A 23062-nucleotide genomic window follows, 5' to 3' on the forward strand; every position below is an offset into this window, starting at 1 on the left:
ATGGGGCTTCCATCCTACCGGAATTGCTGCAATGCATGGCAAGGGCGCCGGGCCCGTCATTGCTGGGCTGGCAGGGCGCCGGCACAGGTAGAATGGCGGCGATGACCCAGACCCCCGATTTCATCGCCCTGCAGACCATCGGCTGGCCCTGGCCGGGCCCGGCGCAGCAGGCCGACTGGCAGGCCGCGATGGCCGCACATCCGCAGGCCCGCCCGGCACGGGTGATCGAACAGCACCGCACCCACTACGTGGTGGCCGATGGCCCGGACGCGTCGATCAAGGCCGAGTCGCTGCCGGAATGGCAGCGCCCGCGCTTCCCCAGCCATGAACGGCCGGCGGTGGGTGACTGGGTGCTGCTCGATGGCATCCGCATCGTCGCCCTGCTGCCGCGTCGTACCGCGATCAAGCGTGGTGCTGCCGGCGAGCATTACCACCAGCAGGTGATCGCGGCCAACATCGATACGGTGTTCATCGTCTGCGGCCTGGATGCCGACTTCAATCCGAGGCGCATCGAACGCTACCTGCTGCTGGTCGGCGGTGGTGGTGCCGAACCGGTGGTGGTGCTGACCAAGGCCGACCAGACCGAGTACAGCGAAGACGCGCTGGCGGTGCTGGAGGAGCTGGAGATGCAGGGCATCGCGCTGCATGCGATCAACGGCCTGGATGCCGACAGCGTGGCGGTGCTGCAGCCGTGGCTGGGCCCGGGCCGCACGGTGGTGCTGGTGGGCTCGTCCGGTGCCGGCAAATCGACGCTGACCAACACCCTGCTGGGCGAGCAGCGGATGAAGACCAACGCGGTGCGCGCCAACGATTCGCGCGGACGCCACACCACCACGCACCGCGCACTGATGCCGCTGCCGACCGGCGCCTGCCTGATCGACACCCCCGGCATGCGCGAGCTGAAGCCGACCGGTGAAGAGACGCTGTCCGAAGGCGGCTTCGCCGATATCGAAGCGCTGGCCGCACAGTGCCGTTTCAACGACTGCAAGCACCAGCAGGAACCGGGCTGTGCCGTACGCGCAGCGATCGAAGCAGGTGAGATCGAAGAGAGCCGGCTGCTCAACTACTTCAAGCTGAAGGAAGAAGTGGCCGCCGCCGCCGCCAAGCTGGCGGTCCGCCAGGCCGAGACCGCGCAGGAGCGTGGCGGCAAGAAGGGCAAGGGCCAGCAGTTCCGCCCGGCCGGCAAGCCGCGTAGGCGCTGATCGGTACCGCGGGGTCGGATCCCATTGCACCGCAATGGGCGCTGACCCCTGCAATGACCCCGCCTCTGTCTGCTTCGGGCGGGTGCCAACTGCCCGCTCCTGATAGGTGCCAACCCTGGTTGGCACGGGTGTGTCCGAAGCCCGCCGTCGGCGGACGCCAACCAACGTTGGCACCTACCAAAGCAAGGGCAGGGCGCTATAGTCCGCGCATGGAACCGACTGCGACGCTGGACCGTGACGTGGCCCACCATGCAGCGCTCGATGCGCGCCTGGTCGAGGCCGTGGGAGGCATCCGCCTGCTGGGCCTGACCAGTTGGCCGGCAACGGTGCAGGCACCGTTTCTGGACAGCTTGGCACGTGGTCAGCCGGTGCTGCCGAAGGTGGATTACCCACGGCTGGACTTCAGCGAAGAACGTCGCGCGCTGGCCGCGATCGCCGCCGATTGCGACGACAGCCACCCACTGGGCCACTACGTGCGACAGTCGGCGCAGAGCTGGGACCTGGCCGCGCAGCTGCTGGAAGGGCTGGGCACCGCGGCGGTCGATACCTGTTCAGTGCAGCTGTTCGGCGCACCCGAGCAGCCGCTGCCGGGCAATGGCCCGAGCACGCGCGAAGCAGCGCGCCACTTCATCCAGATTGCCGCCGAACTGGACCACGAACTGCTGGCGCCGGAAGAGCAGGTGCCAGTGTCGGCCATCGCCCTGCAGCTGCAGCTGCAGAACGACCTGGATGCCTTCTTCGAATCGCGCATCATCCAGGTACAGCTCGACCCGGAACTGGTGTCCAAGGCGGCTGCCGGTCCGACCCGTATCCGACTGCGCACCAGTGCCCGCTTCAGTGCCTACGACCGCGCGCAGCTGTTCCACCACGAAGCGCTGGTGCATTCGCTGACCGCATTGAACGGCCGCGAACAGCCGGTGCTGCCGAGCCTGGCATTGTCCTCGCCACGGGTGACCGCCACCCAGGAAGGTCTGGCCACCTTCGCCGAGCAGATCACCGGCAGCATCGACATCGAGCGCCTCAAGCGCATCAGCCTGCGTACCGAAGCAATTGCGATGGCACGCGAAGGCGCCGATTTCATCGAAGTGTTCCGCTATTTCTGCGATGCGGGGCAGAACGCAGAGGAGAGTTTCGCCTCGGCACAGCGCGTGTTCCGCGGCGTGCCGCCGAGTGGCGGCCTGGCCTTCACCAAGGACACGGTGTACCTGCGCGGCCTGGTGTCGGTGCACACCTTCTTCCGCCACATGCTGGCCGAGGACCGCCTGCAGGTCTGTCGCTGGTTGTTCGCCGGCAAGATGAGCCTGACCGATGCGATCGCGTTCGCGCCGTTGTTCGAGGCGGGGGTGCTGAAGCCTCCGCGCTGGCTGCCGCACTGGGTGAGCCGGGCGAATGGCCTGGCCGGGATGCTGGCGTTCTCGCTGTTTGCCAACCGGATACGGATGGACCAGCTGGCGCCGGAATGAAATGCGTTGGCGGATCCTCCTGCGCCTGCCTGCTATCGGCTGGGAGGAGGCGGGGCACCCTGGTCAGGACACGCAAAAGCCCCTCCATGGTGCTCGATGGCGCCATCCATGGCGCCAACGGTCCTGACCAGGGTGCCCCGCCTCCTCCAGACAATTTCCTGCGGGCGCGGCAGCAGGTCCACCAGAGGGATTGCGCTTGAAAAGCAAAGAGCCGGGCATTGCCCGGCTCTTTGCTTTTGCTCTTGCTTTCCATTGCCTCCGCGCCGGCGCGGGGAACTGTCCAGCGGGGGTAGGCAGGCCCATGCAGGACCGTGAGGCGCATGGATGCGCCGATCGAGCCCCCATGGATGGGTTTACGGCGTGTCCTGCATGGGCCTGCCTACCCACGCCATGCAGGAACAATCAACGCGCTGCAGCGCCCGCTTTCGATTTAGAACTCCGCCGCCACCGTCATGAACAACTGCCGCGGTGCGCTCGCATGGATCGCATAACGCGTGCCCTTCGGATCAGTCGGTGCGAACGAACTCAGCTGGCCGGCATAGCGCTTGTTGGTCAGGTTGGTCGCATTCAACGACACCCGCACGTTGCGCAGGCCCAGGCCGGGGCCGAAGTCGTAGCCCGCACCGGCGTCGAAGGTGGTCACGCCCGGCACCGACTGGTCGTTGGTGTAGGTGTAGTAGCGCTTGCCGGTGTACTTGGCACGCAGGCTGGCGAAGAAACCGTCGCGGTTCCAGCTGATCTCACTGGAGGCCATGCGCTGCGGCGTATCCACCGTGATCTTGCCGGCCACCGGAACGATGGCGCCGCCCGAGGTGTAGTCATCCTCGTAGGTGGTCTTGTTCCAGGACAGCGCGTTGTACCACTGCAGGCCGTCGATCGGCTTGAGGATGAAGGTCAGTTCCGCGCCGTAGCTCTTCACCGAACCGACGTTGATGAAGCGCGTCACGCACTCCGGACGCGTGCCGACTTCGATGCTCGAGCACGGGTTCAACGACAGCAGGCGGTTGTCGAACTTCACGTTGTAACCCGCGATCGACGCCTGGTACTTCTCGCCGAAGGTACGGAAGCCGGCTTCCAGGCTCTTGGACTTCTCCGGCTCCAGGCCAGCGCTGGCCGCGAACGATTCCGGCGACACCTGCAGCGGGCCGCCGCTGCCACCGCCGACGAAGGCGGCGATGTTTTCGGCGTACGAGGCGAACAGCTCGTTGTTGGCGTTGAGCTTGAAGCCCAGGCCCACCTGCGGCAGCACCGATTCCTTGGCGGTCAGCGTGCCCGAGGCGATGCTGGTTTCCACGCCCGGCTGGGCGGTGGCACGCATGCGGGTGTTCGGGCTCTTGATGCCCACGTCCACGGTCAGGCGCTGGTCCAGGAAGCGCATGCGGTCCTGTACGTAGAACTGGCGCGTGCGGATGTCGAAGTCCTGGTTGAACAGCAGGCGATCAGGATTCTTCAGGTACAGGTCGTCCAGGAACGGGCCACTGATGTAGTAGAAGTTGCGCGAGACGTTGTGGTCGTTCTGCTCATACCACAGGCCGGCTTCCAGTTCGTGGATGCCCACCGTCCACGACAATGCGGCGGTCAGGCCATCGCGGTTGATCGTGTAGTTGGTGCTGCGGATCGAGATCGGCAGCATCCTGTCGGTGCCCGGGTAGGACGGCTGGCCCGGTGCCCACCAGTGGCCCTGGCCACGGTTGTCGTGGTGGTAGGCCAGCAGCTTCAGGCGGCCCTGCTCGCCCAGGCGCAGGTCGGCATCGACCGAATAGAGATTGTCGTCGCGCAATGCGCGGCTCTGGTAGTAGGCATCGTCGATGCTGTTGACGCCGCCGCTGAACTTGCAGCGTGCCTTGTTGTAGGTGCCCGGCGCGCAGTACGCAGCGGCGACGGCGCGATCCCAGTCCGGCGCGTAGATGTTCCAATCCCAGCCCAGGCCACGCGCCAGCATGTCCTTGGACAGGTAGGCGTAGTTGGCCTGGCTGGCGCGCGAGGTGGCCACGAACGCACCGAAGCGGTGGTCGCCGACATTCCACACTGCCTTGGCGTTGAACTGGCGGGTGGTCTGGTTCTGGTAGGGCGCGGCCCACATGTCCTGGTCCTGGTGCACGCCGGACACATAGGCTGAGAAGCCGTTGATGTCACCGGTATCCACGCGCAGGTAGCCACGGCGCTGGCTGTTGTCGCCGACGGTGACGCTGGCGCGGCCACCGAACTCGGTGGACGGGTCCATCGAGAAGTACTGGATGGTGCCGCCCAGGTTGCTGGTCGAGGCCACGCCCAGCGAACCGATGCCCTGCGACAGCTCGGCACCGGCCAGGTTCTCGGCGATGATCGCGCGGGCGATGCTCAGGCCGTTGTAGTTGCCGTAGCTGTTGTCGCCCAGCGGGATGCCGTCCAGCGTGTAGCCGAGGCGGCTCTTGTCGAAGCCGCGCAGGCTGATGGTCTGCGATTCTTCGTTGGCGCCGAAGGCATCGTTGGACTGCACCGACACGCCCGGCAGGCGGTCGAGGATCTTCTGGCCGCTGGTGCCCGGCGGCAGCACCTGCTTGTCGACGGTGGTGATGCGCTGCACCTGGCGGGTCTCGCCCTGGCCGATCACGGAGACGGTATCCAGCGTCTGCGCGCTCAGCGCGGCATCGGTGCTGGCGCCGGTATCGGCGGCGGTGGCGGCATGGGCGCTGGTGGCGGCGGAGAGCGCAATCGCCACGGCGATCGTCAGGTGTCGGGTCTGCATGGTGGTCCGTTGCATTGGGGGTGGTCACCGGCACGCGTGCGCGGTGCATGGCCACTATGCGAACGGAACATGAAACCTTCTTTACGGAAAACCAACGAACGGTGCAGGGCAGTGGTGCGTGTCCTGCAACATGTTCGTCATGGTGGTAGGCCGGTGGGAATCAGAAGCGCTCCCCAGGCCAGCTCAATTTGAGCTGGTCCATGCAGTCACGGTCATGTTCGGAGAATGAGAACCCGATCTGGATGCCGTTCACTACTGTGCCGAACACCGTCGACTCGTCCAGGCTATGCCCTGACGGCACGGAAAGGACATTGAAGTCGGGGTAGCGACGACCCATCTGCTTTCGCGAGATGCAGGCGCCGCTCAGCCGCAGCGTAATGCCTTTGATGATTCGCCCCGACGCGTCGGTGTAGATCTGGCCAGAGGGCCCCTTGATCCTCCCAGCGACCGCGAATGGCGCCAGATCGATGGTGGCGCTGTCGCCCCGGCCCATTCTTGCTTCCGAACGCGAGCCGGCCGGAGCCAGGGGTGACAGCTGCGCGACAAGGTCAGAGCGTGACAGCTGCAAGGACCAGCGCTCCACGAGCCGCCAGGTTGCATCCGCCTCTTCCGCAGTGGCAGCGGACGTGGCTGCTGTTGCAGAACCGGCAACCAACAGGCTCAGGATCAGAAGAAGTTCAGGGACGGGCTGCGATCGCTTCATCGTAGATTCTTCCGTAGAAGTCGTTGTAGTTCTCGCCGGTGGTTGAAGTTACGTTGTTGTCGCAGAACAGCTTACCTACCTGCCGGTCCAGGTCTTCACCGCCGGCATCGGCCTGTGCGATGAGGCCAGGACCGTTGGACGCAGCTACGCCGATGTCGTAGTACCCCAGGCTGGTCACCAGAAGCTCACTGCGCGCGGTGAGGTTGTTGAGTACCGCTTTCCCCTCCATGGTGCAGAAGTGCTGGATGAACGCACCTCGGGTGCTCAAGGCGATACCTTCGAAATACAGTGCGTGTCCCACTTCATGGGCAATGGCTGCGATCCGGAAGTAATAGCCTGCAATGTCGGAGGAATCGCAGTCGAAGGACTGGATGTAGATCCGGATGGGATCGCGATTGGTATAGGACGCGGGAGCCCAGGCGAAGGTCCACTCCGGATGGCCGGTGATCTGCGCGTCGAGCGTGGGCGCGCCTGGGATCAGCCAGTCGGGGCAGCCCAGGCCCGTGATCACCCGCATAGGCGGGGGCTCCGCGCGGGTCGGTGTCGCCAGCAGCGTAGTGGCGACCACGAGAAGCGCAATCAGCAATGCACGCATGCCAACCTCCTTGATCCGCGATTCCAGCCGTTCATCCATCGGGCTCGGCGAGCGCTGGCAGCTATAGCACCGGTTCTGCCGATGTATCGGGAAGTGCGTCTCAGAAATGCAGAAACAAAAGGGGCCGGATCACCTTCACAACTGAAGGTGATCCGGCCCCCGCGCACTCCGTGGGGGAGGGCTCAACCCATGTACAGGCCACCGTTGACCGCGTAGTCGGCACCGGTCACATACGAGGCTTCATCCGACGCCAGCCACGCGCACAGGCCGGCCACTTCCTCGGGGCGGCCCAGGCGGCGAACCGGCACCGAGGCAGCCAGCCGGTCCAGTACATCCGGCGGGAAACTGCTGATCGCCTGGCTGGCGATGTAGCCCGGCGACAGCGTGTTGACGGTGACCCCGCGCGACGCAACTTCGGCAGCCAGCGCACGGCTGAAGCCATGCATCGCGGCCTTGGCGGTAGCGTAGTTCACCTGGCCGATCTGGCCCTTGTGGGCACTGACCGAACCGATGTTGATGATGCGGCCCCAGCCCCGCGTGGCCATGCCGTCCACCACCTGCTTGGTCAGGTTGAACAGCGCGTTGAGGTTGGAGGCGATCACCGCGTTCCAGTCCTCCACCGTCATCTGCCGGAACAGCAGGTCGCGGCTGCCGCCGGAATTGTTGACCAGTACATCCACCTCGCCGACTTCGGCGCGGACCTTGGCGAACGCCGCGCTGGTCGAGGCCCAGTCCGTCGCGTTGCCTTCGGAGGCGATGAAGTCGAAGCCCTGTTCGCGCTGCTCGCGCAGCCAGTTGGCCTTGCGCGGCGAGTTCGGCGCGCAGCCGGCAACCACGGTGTGGCCGCTGCGGGCCAGGCTCTGGCAGATGGCAGTGCCGACACTGCCCATTCCACTGGTGACGTAAGCGATTCGAAGCGTCATTGCAGAAGGCTCCTTGGCAAAGGGTCAGGCGGCGAGGGGATACAGGCCGAACAGCAGGCTGCCGACCATCAGCAGCATCGAGATGGCGATGGCCCACTTCAGGGTGAACTTCTGGTGGTCGGCGAATTCGACCTTGGCCAGGCCCACCAGCAGGTAGGTGGACGGCACCAGCGGGCTGAGCAGGTGCACCGGCTGGCCGGCCAGCGAGGCGCGTGCCATTTCCACCGGGGTGATGCCGTAGTTGCCAGCGGCCTCGGACAGGATCGGCAGCACGCCGAAGTAGAACGCGTCGTTGGACATGAAGAAGGTGAACGGCATCGACGCCACCGCCGTGATCACCGCCAGGTACGGGCCCCACGATTCCGGAATCACCGCCAGGAAGCTGTGTGACATCGCTTCGACCATGCCGGTGTTGTTGAGGATGCCGGTGAAGATGCCCGCGGCGAAGATCAGCGACACCACCGACAGCACGTTGCCGGCATGGTTGACCACGCGGCGGCGCTGCTCGGCCAGGTTCGGATAGTTGATCACCAGGGCGATGGCGAAGCCGACCATGAACAGCACCGGCATCGGCAGCACGCCGATGATCAGCGCGGTCATCAGTGCCACGGTCAGCGCCAGGTTCACCCACAGCAGCTTCGGGCGCTTGATGTCTTCGGCGTCTTCCACGGTCGGCAGCGGATTGCTGTCATCGGACACGCTGTTGTCCATCCAGCTGCCGCCCTTGGGCAGGGTGACCACGCCGAGGCGACGGCGTTCCTTCAGGCCCAGGTACCAGGCCAGCAGCAGCACGCCGGCACAGGCGATCACCATCGACGGGATCAGCGGCACGAACACGTCGGCCGGGTCCACGTGCAGCGCGGTGGCCGCGCGTGCGGTCGGGCCGCCCCACGGGGTCAGGTTCATCACGCCGCCGGCAAGGATGGTCACGCACGTCATGTTCAGCGCGTTCATGCCCAGCCGCTGGTACAGCGGCAGCATCGCCGAGACGGTGATCATGTAGGTGGTCGAGCCATCGCCGTCGAGCGAGATCAGCATCGCCAGCACCGCGGTGCCAAGCACGATCTTCATCGGATCGCCCTTGACGAAGCGCAGGATCACCCGCACCAGCGGATCGAACAGGCCGGCGTCGATCATCACCCCGAAGTAGAGGATGGCGAACATCAGCATCACGCCGGTCGGCGCGATCTTCTTGATGCCCTCCAGCATCATCTCGTCGATGCCGGCACCGAAGCCACCGATCAGCGCGAACAGGATGGGAATGGTGATCAGGGCGACGAGCGGCGACAGGCGTTTGCTCATGATCAAGTACATGAACGTAATGACCATGCCAAAGCCGAGGATGCTCAGCATCATCTGCGGACTCCTTGCGAAAACAGGACGTGGGGAGTGGAAGGGGCCCGGGCGGAATGCCCGGAATGTCGGGCCTAGAAGTCGTACTGCAGGCGGCCGGTGACCGCGCGCGTGCGGTCCACCGTCACCCCGGCCAGGCGATCACGGTTGCGGCTTTCGATCACGTTGAGCATGAAGCGCAGGTTGTCGCGCAGGTACCAGTTGCCACCCAGCGTCCAGGCTTCGGTGCTGCCGCGACGCAGGTCCGGCGCACCGTCGAGATGCTGCGCGCCCCACATCTGGTCGTAGCGCAGCGCCACTTCGAAAGCACCGGCCTTGTGCCGGATGTCCTTCACCCGCGCGAATCGACCGGTCTTGCGGTCGTAGGCACGGCTTTCGCCGGTGACGAACCAGCTGAGCATGCCGTAGGCCGCCATTACATCGCCGCGCTGCGCGCCGTCGTCGAAGGTGGCGCCACTGAACTCGCCCTGCCACGACAGCGGGCCGCGCACCTGCGCGTATTCCAGCGACCACTTGTTGACGTCGGTATCGCGGCCGGCGGAGAAGTCGACCAGGGTCAGGCGGCTGTTGTCGGACAGATGGCCGGCCGGGCGCGGGCGGATGCGCAGGCCGGGCACGCCGTTGGCGCCGGGATTGTCGTAGGCCTCGCGGGCCAGCGACAGGCCCAGGTGCAGCACGTCGCCATCGCTGGGCGAGGGCGCCCAGGTGACGCGGCCACCGGCAGCGCGACCCTTCACCTGCCAGGCGTCGATGCTCTCCAGGCTGTAGAGGCTGGCCGCCCAGGTGAAGTCACCGGGGTTGGCCTGCCAGGACGCACCCAGGCGGTACAGCGGCGCCAGCGTGGTGCCGGCGTTGCCGCGCTCCAGGAAGCTGCCGTAGTTGGAGCTGGTACGGTCATCCAGCGAGAAGTACTGCTTGAACTGGCCCACGGTCAGCTTGCCGGCCTTGCCGAAGCTGCGTGCCAGGTACACGTCCTTGGCCTCGACGCGGTCGCCGGAGAAATCGGCTTCCAGCTTGTAGTCGACCACGAAGAACTTGCCGGACACGTCAACCCACGCACGGCGGATTTCGGTGTCGTCCTTGTTCGGGGTGCCCCGGTTGTCGTTGTCGAAGGTGGCGAAGTCCAGGTGCAGGCGACCACCGAGGGTGGCGGTGACCGGACGGTCGTCTTCGGCGGCGAAGGCCGGCGCCGACAGGGCAGCCAGCGCCATCATGGCGGCAGGGCGCCGCCAGGCAAACGTGAATTCCACAAACCCTCCCAGGTGCGCGCCAGGCGCGCGGCAATCGTGGGCACCGGACGGTGCGCGGCCGCAGTCTGGGTCGCGCAAGCTGTCATCGTCCTGTCAACGGATTGTGCGGTGCAGCGTAAAGCGGCCCGCTGCCACCTCCGGGCGGGGCGCGGCGAGCGCGGCAGCGGCATGCGGTAGCATTCGTTTCCCTTCCCACCCCCGTGCCCATGCGCCTGCTGCTGGTCGAAGACAACCCGGATCTGGCCGATGCGATCATCCGCCGCATGCGCCGCAGTGGGCATGCCGTGGACTGGCAGGCCGATGGCCTGGCGGCGGCCAGCGTGCTGCGCTACCAGAGCTTCGACCTGGTGGTGCTGGATATCGGCCTGCCCAAGCTCGATGGCCTGCGCGTGCTGGCCGGCATGCGCGAGCGCGGCGACAGCACGCCAGTGCTGATGCTGACCGCGCGCGATGGCATCGAAGACCGCGTGCAGGCGCTGGATGTCGGCGCCGACGACTACCTGGGCAAACCGTTCGATTTCCGCGAGTTCGAAGCACGCTGCCGCGTGCTGCTGCGGCGTGCGCGTGGGCAGGCCAGCGAAGTGGTGCAGATCGGCGGCTTCCAGTTCGATAACGCCGCGCACCGGGTCAGCCTCGACGGTGAACCGATCGAACTGCCCAACCGCGAATATCGGTTGCTGGAGATCCTGGTCGGCCGCCTCGGCCAGGTGGTCGGCAAGGACGAAATCGGCAACGGCCTGTTCGGCTTCGACGACGAAGCCGGTCCGAATGCCATCGAGCTGTATGTCGGTCGCCTGAGAAAGAAGCTGGCAGGCGCACCGCTGCGCATCACCACGGTGCGCGGCGTTGGCTACCTGCTGGAAGCCAGTGACGGCAGCGCCGACGCCGATGGCTGACGCGCGTACCGCGAATGCCGCACCGGGCTCGCTGCGGCGCACGTTGCTGCTCTATCTCGGCGCGTTGCTGGCGGTGTTCGCGGTGGCCCTGCTGTTTGCGGCGCGCGGCTATGGCCAGCGCGCCGCCAACCGTTCCTACGATCACCTGCTGGTGTCCTCGGCGTTGTCCATCGCCGATTCGGTGGCCCTGGTCGATGGCCAGTGGCAGGTCGATCTGCCCTATGCCGCGCTGGACCTGCTGGCGATGGCCCCGGAAGACCGTGTGTTCTATCGGGTCGCCGACAGTCGCGGCAACCTGATCACCGGCTACGGCGACCTGCCGGCGCCACCGCGCCGGCCCGGCACGCAACCGCAGCTGTTTGATGCGGCGTACAGCGGCGAGACCGTGCGCTTCGTGGTGGTCGGCCGCAGTTTCGCCGCCGCGTCGGCGCAGGGCGAGGTGCAGGTGCAGGTCGGCCAGACCCGGCGTGCACGTGAAGCGGTTGCGCAGGACATGGTCAACCGTGCATTGCTGGCGATCGGTGTGCTGTCCGGGCTGCTGCTGGCGCTGGTGGCCTTTGGCGTGCATCGCGCGTTCCGGCCATTGGTGCGGGTGGAACGCGAGCTGTCGCGCCGCGAGCCGTCCGATCTGAAACCGCTGGATGCGCGCGTGCCGCGCGAGATGGACCAGATGGTGGCGGCGTTGAACCGCTTCATGGAACGACTGTCCAGCAGCAACGAGACCTTGCGCGCGTTCATGGCCGAGGCCGCGCACCAGATGCGTACGCCGTTGGCTGCCCTGCGCGCGCAGGCACAGCTGGCGCTGGATGACGACGACCCCGAGGACATGCGGCGCAGCCTGCAGGCGATCGAACGCAATGCCACCCACATGAGCCGGTTGCTGAACCAGCTGCTCAGCGATGCCAGCGTGATCCATCGCTCGCATCTGCAGCGCTTTGCAGCGGTGGACCTGGCCGAGACCGTGCACCAGGCCCTGCATGAAGTACTGCCGCAGGCCGGCCCGGCACCGCGCGTACAACTGGCGATGACCGCCGAACCCGTGCAGGTGCACGGTGATGCGCTGCTGCTGCGCGAGGCGATCAAGAACCTGGTCGACAACGCCCTCAAGTACGGCGGTGACGGTCCGTTGCAGATCGCGTTGACCGTGGAAGGCGGGCAGGCCGTGCTGACCATCGCCGACCACGGTGCCGGGATTGCCGCCGCCGATGCCGAACGCGTGTTCGAGCGCTTCGCCCGTGGCGAAGGCGCGCCGTCCGGCGGCGCCGGGCTTGGCCTGGCCATCGTCAAGCGCGTGGTCGACAGCCATGGCGGTCGCATCGACCTCAGCAACCGTCCGCAGGGCGGGCTGGTCGCCACCATCCGTCTGCCCCGGAGTACGCCATGATCCGCCTGTTCGCTGCTGCCGTTGCCTTGCTGCTGGCCCTGCCGGTGCTTGCAGCACCGGGCGACGTGCGCCGCTTCCCGGCCCAGGCAAAGGCCACTGCGCAGCTGCGCATCCACGGCACCACCGACATCGAAGTGTTCGCGGTAGTGATTGCCGACTACCAGCGGCTGCACCCCGGCACTGAGGTGGTGTACGAGGACATCATCACCCAGGACCTGTACGCGCGGTACCTGCACGACCGCGGCGGACCGGCATCGCCGGACCTGCTGATCTCCAGCGGCATGGACCTGCAGACCAAGCTGGTCAACGACGGCCACGCGCTGCCGCATCGTTCGGCGCAGACCGCTGCGCTACCGGCCTGGGCGCAGTGGCGCAACGAGGCCTTCGGCATCAGCTACGAGCCGGTGGTGATGGTCTACAACACCCGCGCACTGCCGGCTGCGAAGGTGCCGCACACGCGTCGGCAACTGCTGGACCGGTTGCGCGCGGAGGGAGCACCGCTGCGCGGCAGGGTCGGTACCTATGACATTGAGCGCAGCAGTGTCGGCTACCTGTTGTCTACCCAGGATGCGCAGCGTGGCAGCATCGCCGGCGCGTTGCTGGGCGCGCTGGGCGACAACGACGTGGTGCGCGAGGAGCGCACCGGCGTGCTGCTGGACAAGGTCGCCAGCGGACAGCTGTCGCTGGTCTACAACGTGCTCGGCTCCTACGCGCAGGCGCGCATCGACGCGGGTGCGCCGCTGGCGATCGTGGAGCCCGAGGACTACACGCTGGTGGTGCTGCGTACCGCGGTGATTCCACGCACCGGCCCACACCCGGAAGAAGCCCGGCGCTTCCTCGACTACCTGTTGTCGCCACGTGGCCAGCAGGTGCTGTCGCGCGAGGCACGCCTGATGCCGATCGTGACCGGCAACGCACGTGGCGACGATGCGCCCGGCCGCAGCCGCCGCCCGATCCAGCTCGGCCCGGGCCTGCTGGTGTACCTGGACGCGCTCAAGCGCCGCCAGTTCCTGGATGCCTGGCGCAGCAGCGTGGAGCCGGCAGGGCGCTGAGGCTCCGGCCTGCCCGTACAATGGCGGCATGAGCGAATACACCATCCTGATCGCCGATGACCACCCGCTGCTGCGTTCGGCGGTGGTGCAGTCATTGCGGCAGAGCCTGCCGCTGGCGCAGGTGCGCGAGGTCGCCAGCGCCGAGGCATTGGCCGAAGCACTCGACGCGCACCCGGACGTGGACCTGGTGCTGCTCGACCTGACCATGCCCGGTGCACACGGTTTCTCCGCGCTGCTGCACGTGCGCGGCTCGCATCCGGACATTCCGGTGGTGATCCTCTCGTCCAACGACCATCCGCGGGTGATCCGTCGTGCCCAGCAGTTCGGCGCGGCTGGTTTCATTCCAAAGTCTGCTCCGGCCGAGACCATCGGCGAGGCGGTGCAGGCGGTGCTCGATGGTGGCCTGTGGTTCCCGGCGATGGCCGCCGAACGCTCCGAGGCCGACGCACTGCTGGCCAGCCGCCTGGCCCAGCTGACCCCGCAGCAGTTCCGGGTACTGCTGTGCCTGGCCGATGGCCTGCTCAACAAGCAGATCGCCTACACGCTGGGGTTGGCCGAGAACACGGTGAAGGTACATGTCACTGCGATCCTGAAGAAGCTCGAATGCCACAGCCGCACACAGGCAGCGGTACTGGTGAAGGCGCTGGAGCCTGAGGGCGACGCCGGCATCGGGTTGTAGTTTCCAGCCAACGGCGCAGCCCCTCGTGGGTGGGTTTGGGTTGGTCGCTGAAAGCAGAAGCTGCGAGCGGGCCGGTCGAGTTGGGTGCGCGGGGGACGCCGTGAATCCGTCCCTGGAGGCTTGGCAGCCGCTTGCTCGTGTGCGCTGTCCTGCGCACACGGCAAGACCCGGGTTGGGCGTCCTGCCCAACCCGCCCGAGGCATGCCTCGGGCCCATGCGGCTGACACCCCCGCGCACCCAACCCGACCGACCTCTGACAGATTTCGGTGGCCTGTCACCCACGGAAGAGAAAAGAAGATCAAAAGCAAAGGCAGCCTGGCAGGCCATTTTTCGTAGAGCCGAGCCCACGCTCGGCTGCTTTCCGGCCCGTCCGTGAGGCCGAGCATGGGCTCGGCTCTACACGAGCAAGCGCAGCGCGCGACCCGCTTTTGATCTTTTTTCTTCTCCGAGGGTGGACGCGCACGGAACGTGTCCGTGGCCGGGCAGATGGGCTGCACAGGGGCGTGAGCCGGATGGATGCGGCGACCGAGCTTACAGGGACGTACTTGCAGCGGCCCCTGTGCAGCCCATCTGCCCGGCCCCACCGATGAACTGCTTTGTGCGACCACCCACGAGGGGCTGCGCCGTTGGCTGGAAACTACCCGCGATGGCGGATCAACAACTGGCTCATCAACGCCCGCAGCGCCGGCGGCTTCACCGGCTTGGCCATCATTCCCCAACCGCGCTCGGCGGCCATCTCACGCAATCCCGCATCGCGCTCGGCGGTGACCAGCACCACCGGTGGGCGGGCCTGCCACAACTCGGCCAGCGTCTCGTACAGCACCGGCCCGTGGTGATCGCCCATGCGCACATCCAGCAGCACCAGTTCCGGCACCGCGCCTGTTGCCGCCAGCTGCAGCGCCGCCTGCGGGCCGTCGGCCAGCGCCACCTCGCAGCCCCAGCGCTCCAGCAGCGCGCGGCTGGCGGCGCAGACGTGCGGATCGTCGTCGATCACCCACACCCGGCGACCGCGCAGCGGATTGTCCGCGGCCGGTTCCTGCACCAGCACCGGCACAGGAGCAGTAGCGGGAATCGCGCTGGCTTCGCCGAACGCCACGCCCACCGCGAACACGCTGCCCTGGCCCAGCTGCGAGCGCAGGCGGATCGGGTGGCCGAGCAGCCGACCGATGCGGTCGACGATCGCCAGGCCAAGGCCGGCGCCGCGCTGCTGGCCGTCGTGCAGGCGGCGGAACTCCTCGAAGATCTCGCCCTGCAGCGCATCGGGAATGCCGGGGCCCTGGTCGTGAACTTCGATCCACAGCAGGCCTTCGCGGCGACGGCAGCCGAGCAGCACGCGGCCACGTTCGCTGTAGCGCAGTGCGTTGGACAGGAAGTTCTGCAGGATGCGGCGCAGCAGCGCTTCATCGCTGACCACCACCGCAGCGGTATCGACCCAGTCGACCACCAGCCCACGTGACTGCGCGGCGATGCCGAACTCGCGTGCCAGCGTCTGCAGCAAAGGCCCGAGCCGGAACGCCTGTACGCGCGTGGGCAGGCTGCCCGATTCCAGGCGCGCGATATCCAGCAGGCTGTTGAGGATCGCATCCTGCGCGGCCAATGCAGCATCGATGTGGTCGCTGGTCTGTTGCTGCGCCGGGTCACTCAGCTTGCCGCGCAGCACCGAGACGAACATGCGCGCCGCGTTGAGGGGCTGCAGCAGGTCGTGCACGGCCGAGGCAACGAAACGGGTCTTGTAGCGGTTGGCCTGCTCGGCTTCGCGGCGTGCTTCTTCCAGATCATGGGTGCGCTCGGCGATGCGGTGCTCCAGCGCATCGGCCAGGGAGCGCAGTTCGCGCGCGGCGTTCTTGTAGCTGGTGATGTCGGCATAGCTGGTGACGAAGCCGCCGTCAGGCAGCGGATTGCCACGGATCTCCAGCACCGTGCCGTCGTCCTTCTCGCTCTCGCGCATGTGCGGGCGGCCGCTGCGCAGGTGGTTCAGGCGACGCTCGATTGCTTCATCGACCGGGCCCGGACCGAGCAGGCCACGGCGTGCGTTGAAGCGGAACAGTTCCTCGATGGGCCGGCCGACGCGAACCAGGTCCTGTGGGAAACGGAACAGTTCCAGGTAGCGCGAGTTCCACGCGACCAGGCGCAGTTCGCGGTCGATCACCACCACGCCCTGCGGCAGGTGTTCGAGGCTGCGGCTGAGTCCGCTGTCGGCGTCGGTGGCCGCCTGCAGCAGGCCATCCTGTGCGGTGCGCAGTTCCTGTGCGTGCTGCTTGAGCAGGGTTTCCAGTTCGCGGCGGCTGCGCAGGCGATGCTTGGCCAGGCGTCGGCGCTGCTGCACGAACAGCACCAGGAAGCCCAGCGCCAGCCACGCGGCACCGCCGGTGAGGGCGGCCGCGCGACCGGCGGCGGTGGCGGCGCTGGCGTCGTGCAGCAGATGCAGGTTCCAGCCTTCGGCGGGCAGCGGCAGGCTTTGCCACAGCATCGGCTGCGGCAGTGCGGGATCGAGCAGGCGCACCATGCGGCCACCATCGGCAAGCACGTCTTCAGTACGCGCGCGCAATGACTGCAACGCGCGGTCGGCGTATTGGCGGGCGTCCAGCATTTCGCGGCGCTCATCGGCGCCCAGCGGGCGCAGCAGGCGGTAGCGCCAGCTGTCACGGTTGGCCAGGAACACCACGTCATGGTCGTCGCTGGCCAGCACCACGTCCGGGCTGCTCAACCATTCCTGTTCCAGCGCCGACAGCTCGACCTTGATCACCACCACGCCGAGCCGCTTGCCGTCTTCCTCGATGGCCTGCGACAGGTAGTAGCCGGGTACGCCGGTGGTCATGCCGATGCCGTAGAAGCGGCCGCGGCCCTGCGCCAGTGCCTGCCGGTAGTAGGGGCGGTAGCTGTAGTTCTCGCCGACGTTGCTGGTCGGCTGGTCCCAGTTGCTGGCCGCCACTGCCACCCCGTCATGGCCGACCAGGGTCAGGGTCGAGGCACGGGTGACTTCATTGGCGCGTTGCAGCTTGAGGTTCAGCCGCTGCTGTTCGGTGGGCGAGGGCGGCACACGCAGGGCGTGCAGCAGATCCGGATCCAGCGCCAGTACCTGCGGCAACGTGCCGAAGCGGTCGATGCGCTGCTGCAGGCCCTGGCCGTACAGCTGCAGCTGGCGTTGCACCTGGCTGCTTTCCTCGCCGAGGGCGCGCCGCCAGGCGTAGTGGCCGGCGGCGACCGCACAAAGCACGGTGCCACCGACCATCACCAGGATGGTCAGCAACAGCATCCGGTGGCGGCTGAGCCAGTACATGGCGGCAGTCTACGCAGGGCCGGCGGGCGTGGCGTGCACGCCCGCCGGGATCTGACGTGGAAGGGGTCAGAAGTGCATCTGCGCGCGCAGCTCGAAGATCTCCGGCGTGCTGTGCACACCGCGACGGCTGGCGTCGACCTTCACGTAGTTGGCCTGGAACTTGAAGTGGCTGGTCAGGTACCAGTTCGCGCCCAGGGTCAGGTCGTGCTGGCGGCCACCAAGGATGCTGCCATCGTCCAGGTCCATGCGGCTGTAACGGGCCACCAGTTCCACCGCGCCGTAGTCGTGCGCCGGCTTGATGTTGGCCACGGCACCTGCGTTGTACGGGCGCGACTCGCCGGTCAGCACCCAGCTGGCCATCGCGTACTGGCCGCTGCCGGTGTAGTCGGGCTTGCCGTCATGGCGGGTGACCGTGGCGCGCAGGGCTTCGGCCTGCAGCGAGAACGGGCCGCGGATCCAGATGCCTTCCAGGCCGGTGCGGCGGATCTGGTCGGCGGTGACCAGGGCGCCGGAATCGACGTAGCGGATGTCGGTCAGGCCGGCTTCCGGGCGTGCGCGAAGACGCGCGCTGGCCTCGTGGTGCACGTCACGGCCATCGCTGTAACCGCGCGGATTTTCCTGCGAGTAGGCCAGGCCCAGGTGGATCACGTCACCGGGCGCCTTCACCGGGGTCCACACCGCACGTACTGCCTGGGTGGTGCCGGGGTTGTCACCCTGCAGGTCCTTGCCGCCATAGGCGCCGGCCTGCAGCAGGTACTGCGGGCGCTCCAGCACCCATTCCACGCCGGTGCGGCGGCCTTCGTAGAAGGCCTGCACGGGCAGCGCGGTTTCCAGGAAGCTGCCGGCGCGCGAAGAGGTGTTCGCATCCAGGCCGACCGGGGTCTTCATATAGCCGAAGCGGAAGCGGCCGATATCGCGGCCGAAGAAGGCCTTGCTCTCGAAGCGCACGAACACGTCCAGCCAGGTATCGGACTGGAAGTCGTAGTAGACCATCGCGTCGTAGACGCCCTTCTTCTTCAGCGTCGCACCGAACTCCTTGCGGCGCACGGCGTCGTCGTCCTCCAGGCCGCTGCCCGAGGAGAAATCGTTGTAGTCGTAGGCGATGTTGGCGGTAGCGGCCAACTCGGTGCCGTCGCCGAAGGCGTACTTGGTCGGCCAGTTGTCGAAATCGGCAGCCGAAGCGAAGGCGGGAAGCGCGGCCAGCGACAGGGCCAGCAAGGTGGGAATCGGGCGCATGTTGGGTGCGGCTCTCTCAGATTGCGTGTGGACAGGACAACAACGGCCGCAGGGGCCGAAACTTTCGCAATGACGCGCCCGGCCGTTCAGCACGGGCCACCGGCCTCCCCAGGATCGGGCGGTGCGGCGCCAGTGTAGGCATCGCCGCCACCTGAACCGGGGGGCTAGTACCAATAGGTTATCTGCGCCGGCGTGCCCGGCGCGTACAAAGGCGTCCATTGGTCGCACCTCCTGCGCATGCAGCACAGGGCCTGCGATCAGTTTCCACGGTAACGGTTCCCGTGCTGTCCCGGGGCCGTACGTGCCTGAAAACGCCCCTTCCGGAGTCCGCCATGCACATCCCGACCGCAGCCCCGGCGCCTGCAAAGCCGTTGCCGATCTATCGCCAGCTGTATTTCCAGGTGATCGTGGCGATCGTCCTGGGCGCCATCCTCGGCCACTACGAACCGCTGATCGGCGAGAAGATGAAGCCGCTCGGCGATGCCTTCATCAACCTGGTGAAGATGATCATCGCGCCGGTGATCTTCCTCACCATCGTCACCGGCATCGCCAGCATGACCCACCTGCGCACGGTGGGCCGGGTGTTCGCCAAGGCGATGGCGTACTTCCTGTTCTTCTCCACGCTGGCACTGATCGTGGGCATGATCGTGGCGCACGTGGTACAGCCCGGCGCCGGCATGAACATCAACCCGGCCGAGCTGGACCAGACCGCGGTGCACAGCTACGTCGAGAAGTCGCACGACCTGACCCTGGTCGGTTTCCTGATGGACATCATTCCGAAGACGCTGGTGAGCGCCTTCGTCGACGGCAACATCCTGCAGGTGCTGTTCATCGCGGTGCTGTTCGGCATCGCGCTGGCCTCGGTGGGCGAGAAGGGCAAGCCGATCCTGAACTTCCTGGAGGCGCTGGTCGCCCCGGTGTTCAAGCTGGTGCACATCCTGATGAAGGCCGCCCCGATCGGTGCCTTCGGCGCCATCGCCTTCACCATCGGCAAGTACGGCGTCGGTTCGCTGGTCAACCTGGCGTGGCTGGTGGGCTCGTTCTACCTCACCGCGTTCCTGTTCGTGGCAGTGATCCTCGGTGTGGTCTGCCGACTGTGCGGCTTCTCGGTGTTCAAGCTGGCGCGCTACCTGAAGGCCGAGCTGCTGCTGGTGCTGGGCACTTCCTCGTCGGAGTCGGCGCTGCCGTCGCTGATGGAGAAGATGGAACGCGCCGGTTGCAGCAAGTCGGTGGTGGGCCTGGTGGTCCCGACCGGCTACTCGTTCAACCTGGACGGCACCAACATCTACATGACCCTGGCGGCACTGTTCATTGCCCAGGCCACCAACACCGAACTGACCCTGGGCCACCAGATCGCCCTGCTGCTGGTTGCCATGCTCAGCTCCAAGGGTGCGGCCGGCGTCACCGGTGCCGGCTTCATCACCCTGGCCGCCACGCTTGCGGTGGTGCCGGAGGTACCGGTGGCCGGCATGGCGCTGATCCTGGGCGTGGACCGTTTCATGAGCGAATGCCGCTCGCTGACCAACTTCATCGGCAATGCGGTGGCCACCGTGGTGGTTTCGCGCTGGGAAGGCGCGCTGGACCGCAACCGCCTGCAGCTGGCGCTGGATGGCCGCGAAAGCGAGCTGCCGCCGCCGGTGGACGCACTGCCCGAGGCGCTGCCGGCCAAGGGCTGACCCAGGTGTGTGGTACCGCGGGGCCGATCACGACAGTGGTACGGCCCCGCGGCGTTTCAGGGCGTCCCATGGCTGTCATCGGGGGCGCCGATGCTGGCATCCCGGTACCGTCGCATACGGCACGGAATTGTGCAGTCGCAGCATGCCTGCGACAGGATAGCGACAGGTCCAGACGCTCCAACGGGGGTATCATCCCCTGTCCCTTCTGCCCATTCATGTAACCCACATCGATGTCCAACGAAGATTTCAAACAGGCCGCCCTCGATTACCACCGGATGTCTCCGCCGGGAAAGATCAAGGTTTCCGCTACCAAGCCCATGCTGACCCAGCGCGACCTGTCGCTGGCGTATTCGCCGGGCGTGGCGTACGCCTGTGAAGCGATCAAGGCCGACCCGCAGCAGGCCAGCGAGCTGACCGCCCGCGGCAACCTGGTGGCGGTGATCTCCAACGGCACCGCGGTGCTGGGCCTGGGCAACATCGGCGCGCTGGCCGGCAAGCCGGTGATGGAAGGCAAGGGCGTGCTGTTCCAGAAGTTCGCCGGCATCGATGTGTTCGACATCGAAGTGGATGAAACCGACCCGGACAAGCTGGTCGACATCATCGCCTCGCTGGAGCCGACCTTCGGCGGCATCAACCTGGAAGACATCAAGGCGCCGGAATGCTTCGTGGTCGAGCGCAAGCTGCGCGAGCGCATGAAGATCCCGGTGTTCCATGACGACCAGCACGGCACGGCGATCATCGTCGGTGCGGCCGTGCTCAATGCCATGGCGATCACCGGCAAGAAGATCGAGGACGTGAAGCTGGCGACCACGGGCATGGGCGCGGCCGGCATTTCCTGCGTGAACATGCTGGTGCAGCTGGGCCTGAAGCCGGAAAACATCCTGGCCTTCGACCGCGAGGGCGTGATCCACACCGGTCGTACCGACCTGGATCCGGAAAAGCAGCGCTATGCGCGCGACACCGACAAGCGCACCCTGGCCGAGATCGTCGACGGCGCGGACATCTTCCTGGGCCTGTCGGCACCGGGCATCCTGACCGCCGACATGGTCAAGACCATGGCGCCGGACCCGGTGATCTTCGCACTGGCCAACCCGACCCCGGAGATCATGCCGGAGGTGGCGCGCGCCGCGCGTCCGGACGCGATCATCGGCACCGGCCGTTCGGACTACCCGAACCAGGTCAACAACGTGCTGTGCTTCCCGTACCTGTTCCGCGGTGCGCTGGACGTGGGTGCGACCGCGATCAACGAGGAAATGAAGATCGCCTGCGTGCGTGCCATCGCGGCGCTGGCCCGTCGTGCGGCCACCGACATGGGCTCGGCCTATGGTGGCGAGACGCCGAGCTTTGGCCGTGAATACCTGATCCCGCGCCCGTTCGACCGCCGCCTGCTGGTGGAGTTGTCGGCCGCCGTGGCCCAGGCCGCGATGGACTCGGGCGTGGCCTCGCGCCCGATCGAGGACATGGGCGCCTACCGTGACAAGCTGGCCCAGTTCGTCTACCGCACCAGCCTGATGATGAAGCCGGTCTACGACCGCGCGCGCAGCGACAAGCAGCGCGTGGTGTACGCCGAAGGTGAAGAGGAAGTGGTGCTGCAGGCGGTGCAGAACGTGGTCGACGACGGCCTGGCACACCCGATCCTGATCGGCCGCCCGGAAGTGATCGAATCGCGCATCGAGCGCCTCGGCCTGCGCCTGAAGATCGGCGAGAACGTTGAAGTCACCAACATCAACGACGACCCGCGCTTCAACGAATACTGGCAGTACTACCACGGCCTGACCGGCCGTCGTGGCGTGACCGTGGCCGCGGCGAAGAACCTGATGCGTTCGCGCCCGACCCTGATCGCGGCGGTGATGGTGGCCCGTGGCGAAGCCGATGCGATGCTGACCGGCATCGTCGGCCGCTTCCACAAGAAGCTGGGCTACGTGCGCAGCGTGCTGCCGCTGGAGCCGAAGGTCACCTCGACCTCTGCGATGACAGGCGTGATCAACCAGCAGGGCGTGTTCTTCTTCGTCGATACCCACGTGCAGGAAGACCCGACCGCCGAGCAGCTGTGCGAAGCGACCCTGCAGGCGGCCTACCGCATGAAGCTGTTCGGCATCGAGCCGAAGGTGGCGCTGCTGTCGCACTCCAACTTCGGCAGCCACGATTCCAAGGACGCGCTGAAGATGCGCCAGGTGCGCGAGCTGCTGCTCAAGCGCAACCCGCGTCTGAACGTGGACGGTGAAATGCAGGGCGACACCGCATGGGATGAAGCGCTGCGCCAGAAGCTGCTGCCGGGCTCGACCCTGCAGGGTCGCGCCAACCTGTTCGTGCTGCCGAACCTGGAAGCGGCCAACATCGCCTACAACCTGGTGCGTGTGTTCACCGACGGCGTGGCGATCGGCCCGATCCTGATGGGCGTGAACAAGCCGGTGCACATCCTGACCACCAGCGCGACCTCGCGCAGGATCCTGAACATGACCGCGATTGCAGCGGTGGATGCGCAGATCAGGAAGCAGCTGGAAGCGGAAAAGAAGGCGTAAGCCTTCTTTCCGGCGACAGCTGCAGAAACGCGCCCTCCGGGGCGCGTTTTTGTTTCCGCAAAGCGGAAACGGGTAGAGTCGACTGTTAGTCGACTGCTCTTGATTCGGACGCCGAAAATC

16 protein-coding genes are annotated in these 23062 nt (G+C 66.7%); 8 read left to right on the forward strand and 8 right to left on the reverse strand.

Features of this window, described 5'->3' with window-relative positions:
* Nucleotides 1-92 precede the first annotated feature (92 nt).
* Both rsgA and AC5P6X_RS05145 read left to right on the forward strand, forming a co-directional pair.
* On the forward strand, nucleotides 93-1202 hold the full coding sequence (gene rsgA, locus AC5P6X_RS05140) for a ribosome small subunit-dependent GTPase A (RefSeq protein WP_032129866.1): 1110 nt from the start codon (nucleotides 93-95) through the stop codon (nucleotides 1200-1202).
* Between the two features lie 209 nt (nucleotides 1203-1411).
* Nucleotides 1412-2665: a flavohemoglobin expression-modulating QEGLA motif protein gene (locus AC5P6X_RS05145; protein ID WP_108270529.1), complete on the forward strand. Its 1254-nt coding sequence runs from the start codon at nucleotides 1412-1414 to the stop codon at nucleotides 2663-2665.
* 430 nt (nucleotides 2666-3095) lie between these two features.
* Here the strand turns inward: AC5P6X_RS05145 and AC5P6X_RS05150 are convergent, their stop codons facing one another.
* The 6 genes from AC5P6X_RS05150 to AC5P6X_RS05175 all read right to left on the reverse strand — a co-directional run bounded on the left by AC5P6X_RS05150 (nucleotide 3096) and on the right by AC5P6X_RS05175 (nucleotide 10181).
* The gene (locus AC5P6X_RS05150; RefSeq protein ID WP_049396509.1) at nucleotides 3096-5393 is read right to left on the reverse strand and encodes a TonB-dependent receptor; all 2298 of its coding nucleotides are present in this window, start codon (nucleotides 5391-5393) and stop codon (nucleotides 3096-3098) included.
* Between the two features lie 160 nt (nucleotides 5394-5553).
* Nucleotides 5554-6096, reverse strand: a complete 543-nt coding sequence (locus AC5P6X_RS05155) for a hypothetical protein (RefSeq protein ID WP_049450563.1) — start codon at nucleotides 6094-6096, stop codon at nucleotides 5554-5556.
* Entirely contained in the window at nucleotides 6071-6691 is a 621-nt protein-coding gene (locus AC5P6X_RS05160) for a hypothetical protein (protein WP_065426815.1), read from the reverse strand. Before AC5P6X_RS05160 ends, AC5P6X_RS05155 begins: the two co-directional genes overlap by 26 nt.
* 182 nt (nucleotides 6692-6873) lie before the next feature.
* Nucleotides 6874-7614 carry an acetoacetyl-CoA reductase gene (phbB, locus tag AC5P6X_RS05165; RefSeq protein ID WP_005414435.1) on the reverse strand — a complete coding sequence of 247 codons (741 nt, stop codon included), beginning with the start codon at nucleotides 7612-7614 and terminating at the stop codon, nucleotides 6874-6876.
* A 24-nt stretch (nucleotides 7615-7638) separates the two neighbouring features.
* A complete protein-coding gene (locus tag AC5P6X_RS05170; protein ID WP_012481220.1) occupies nucleotides 7639-8967 on the reverse strand; it encodes a CitMHS family transporter in 1329 nt (442 codons plus the stop codon).
* A gap of 74 nt (nucleotides 8968-9041) precedes the next feature.
* On the reverse strand, nucleotides 9042-10181 hold the full coding sequence (locus tag AC5P6X_RS05175) for an OprO/OprP family phosphate-selective porin (RefSeq protein WP_005410980.1): 1140 nt from the start codon (nucleotides 10179-10181) through the stop codon (nucleotides 9042-9044).
* Nucleotides 10182-10423: 242 nt separating this feature from the next.
* On the opposite strand from AC5P6X_RS05175, the gene AC5P6X_RS05180 reads away from it, so the two are divergent.
* From AC5P6X_RS05180 to AC5P6X_RS05195, 4 genes are read left to right on the forward strand one after another with little or no spacing between them, the layout of a single operon-like run.
* The gene (locus AC5P6X_RS05180; protein WP_019662067.1) at nucleotides 10424-11113 is read left to right on the forward strand and encodes a response regulator transcription factor; all 690 of its coding nucleotides are present in this window, start codon (nucleotides 10424-10426) and stop codon (nucleotides 11111-11113) included.
* A complete protein-coding gene (locus AC5P6X_RS05185) occupies nucleotides 11106-12497 on the forward strand; it encodes a sensor histidine kinase (RefSeq protein WP_108270528.1) in 1392 nt (463 codons plus the stop codon). Before AC5P6X_RS05180 ends, AC5P6X_RS05185 begins: the two co-directional genes overlap by 8 nt.
* A complete protein-coding gene (locus AC5P6X_RS05190) occupies nucleotides 12494-13549 on the forward strand; it encodes an ABC transporter substrate-binding protein (protein ID WP_005414429.1) in 1056 nt (351 codons plus the stop codon). The genes AC5P6X_RS05185 and AC5P6X_RS05190 overlap by 4 nt, the downstream gene beginning before the upstream one ends.
* A 28-nt stretch (nucleotides 13550-13577) precedes the next feature.
* Entirely contained in the window at nucleotides 13578-14228 is a 651-nt protein-coding gene (locus tag AC5P6X_RS05195; RefSeq protein ID WP_005414428.1) for a response regulator, read from the forward strand.
* Between the two features lie 637 nt (nucleotides 14229-14865).
* Here AC5P6X_RS05195 and AC5P6X_RS05200 read toward each other — a convergent pair.
* Together AC5P6X_RS05200 and AC5P6X_RS05205 are read right to left on the reverse strand one after the other, a co-directional pair.
* Complete coding sequence (locus AC5P6X_RS05200; protein WP_329757019.1) at nucleotides 14866-17508, reverse strand: hybrid sensor histidine kinase/response regulator; 2643 nt, start codon at nucleotides 17506-17508, stop codon at nucleotides 14866-14868.
* 66 nt (nucleotides 17509-17574) lie between these two features.
* Nucleotides 17575-18744 (reverse strand): OprO/OprP family phosphate-selective porin, encoded by a 1170-nt coding sequence (locus AC5P6X_RS05205; RefSeq protein ID WP_005414426.1) that lies wholly within the window; start codon nucleotides 18742-18744, stop codon nucleotides 17575-17577.
* 332 nt (nucleotides 18745-19076) lie between these two features.
* Between AC5P6X_RS05205 and AC5P6X_RS05210 the strand changes: the two genes are divergently transcribed.
* Nucleotides 19077-20420, forward strand: coding sequence for a dicarboxylate/amino acid:cation symporter (locus AC5P6X_RS05210; protein WP_005410972.1), 1344 nt, complete (start codon nucleotides 19077-19079; stop codon nucleotides 20418-20420).
* A gap of 230 nt (nucleotides 20421-20650) precedes the next feature.
* On the forward strand, nucleotides 20651-22942 hold the full coding sequence (locus AC5P6X_RS05215) for an NADP-dependent malic enzyme (RefSeq protein WP_005410971.1): 2292 nt from the start codon (nucleotides 20651-20653) through the stop codon (nucleotides 22940-22942).
* The last annotated feature ends 120 nt before the right edge of the window (nucleotides 22943-23062 follow it).

This window comes from Stenotrophomonas sp. YJH_SMC_40 (assembly GCF_059368615.1).

What these genes read in the sequence shown, in the direction of transcription:
- rsgA (WP_032129866.1), top strand. Translation starts at nt 93, where the DNA reads ATGGCGGCGATGACCCAGACCCCCGATTTCATCGCCCTGCAGACCATC.
- AC5P6X_RS05180 (WP_019662067.1), top strand. Translation starts at nt 10,424, where the DNA reads ATGCGCCTGCTGCTGGTCGAAGACAACCCGGATCTGGCCGATGCGATC.
- AC5P6X_RS05215 (WP_005410971.1), top strand. Translation starts at nt 20,651, where the DNA reads ATGTCCAACGAAGATTTCAAACAGGCCGCCCTCGATTACCACCGGATG.
- AC5P6X_RS05205 (WP_005414426.1), bottom strand. Translation starts at nt 18,744, where the DNA reads ATGCGCCCGATTCCCACCTTGCTGGCCCTGTCGCTGGCCGCGCTTCCC.
- AC5P6X_RS05210 (WP_005410972.1), top strand. Translation starts at nt 19,077, where the DNA reads ATGCACATCCCGACCGCAGCCCCGGCGCCTGCAAAGCCGTTGCCGATC.
- AC5P6X_RS05200 (WP_329757019.1), bottom strand. Translation starts at nt 17,508, where the DNA reads ATGTACTGGCTCAGCCGCCACCGGATGCTGTTGCTGACCATCCTGGTG.
- AC5P6X_RS05170 (WP_012481220.1), bottom strand. Translation starts at nt 8,967, where the DNA reads ATGCTGAGCATCCTCGGCTTTGGCATGGTCATTACGTTCATGTACTTG.
- AC5P6X_RS05195 (WP_005414428.1), top strand. Translation starts at nt 13,578, where the DNA reads ATGAGCGAATACACCATCCTGATCGCCGATGACCACCCGCTGCTGCGT.
- AC5P6X_RS05185 (WP_108270528.1), top strand. Translation starts at nt 11,106, where the DNA reads ATGGCTGACGCGCGTACCGCGAATGCCGCACCGGGCTCGCTGCGGCGC.
- phbB (WP_005414435.1), bottom strand. Translation starts at nt 7,614, where the DNA reads ATGACGCTTCGAATCGCTTACGTCACCAGTGGAATGGGCAGTGTCGGC.
- AC5P6X_RS05155 (WP_049450563.1), bottom strand. Translation starts at nt 6,096, where the DNA reads ATGAAGCGATCGCAGCCCGTCCCTGAACTTCTTCTGATCCTGAGCCTG.
- AC5P6X_RS05150 (WP_049396509.1), bottom strand. Translation starts at nt 5,393, where the DNA reads ATGCAGACCCGACACCTGACGATCGCCGTGGCGATTGCGCTCTCCGCC.
- AC5P6X_RS05160 (WP_065426815.1), bottom strand. Translation starts at nt 6,691, where the DNA reads ATGCGTGCATTGCTGATTGCGCTTCTCGTGGTCGCCACTACGCTGCTG.
- AC5P6X_RS05145 (WP_108270529.1), top strand. Translation starts at nt 1,412, where the DNA reads ATGGAACCGACTGCGACGCTGGACCGTGACGTGGCCCACCATGCAGCG.
- AC5P6X_RS05175 (WP_005410980.1), bottom strand. Translation starts at nt 10,181, where the DNA reads ATGATGGCGCTGGCTGCCCTGTCGGCGCCGGCCTTCGCCGCCGAAGAC.
- AC5P6X_RS05190 (WP_005414429.1), top strand. Translation starts at nt 12,494, where the DNA reads ATGATCCGCCTGTTCGCTGCTGCCGTTGCCTTGCTGCTGGCCCTGCCG.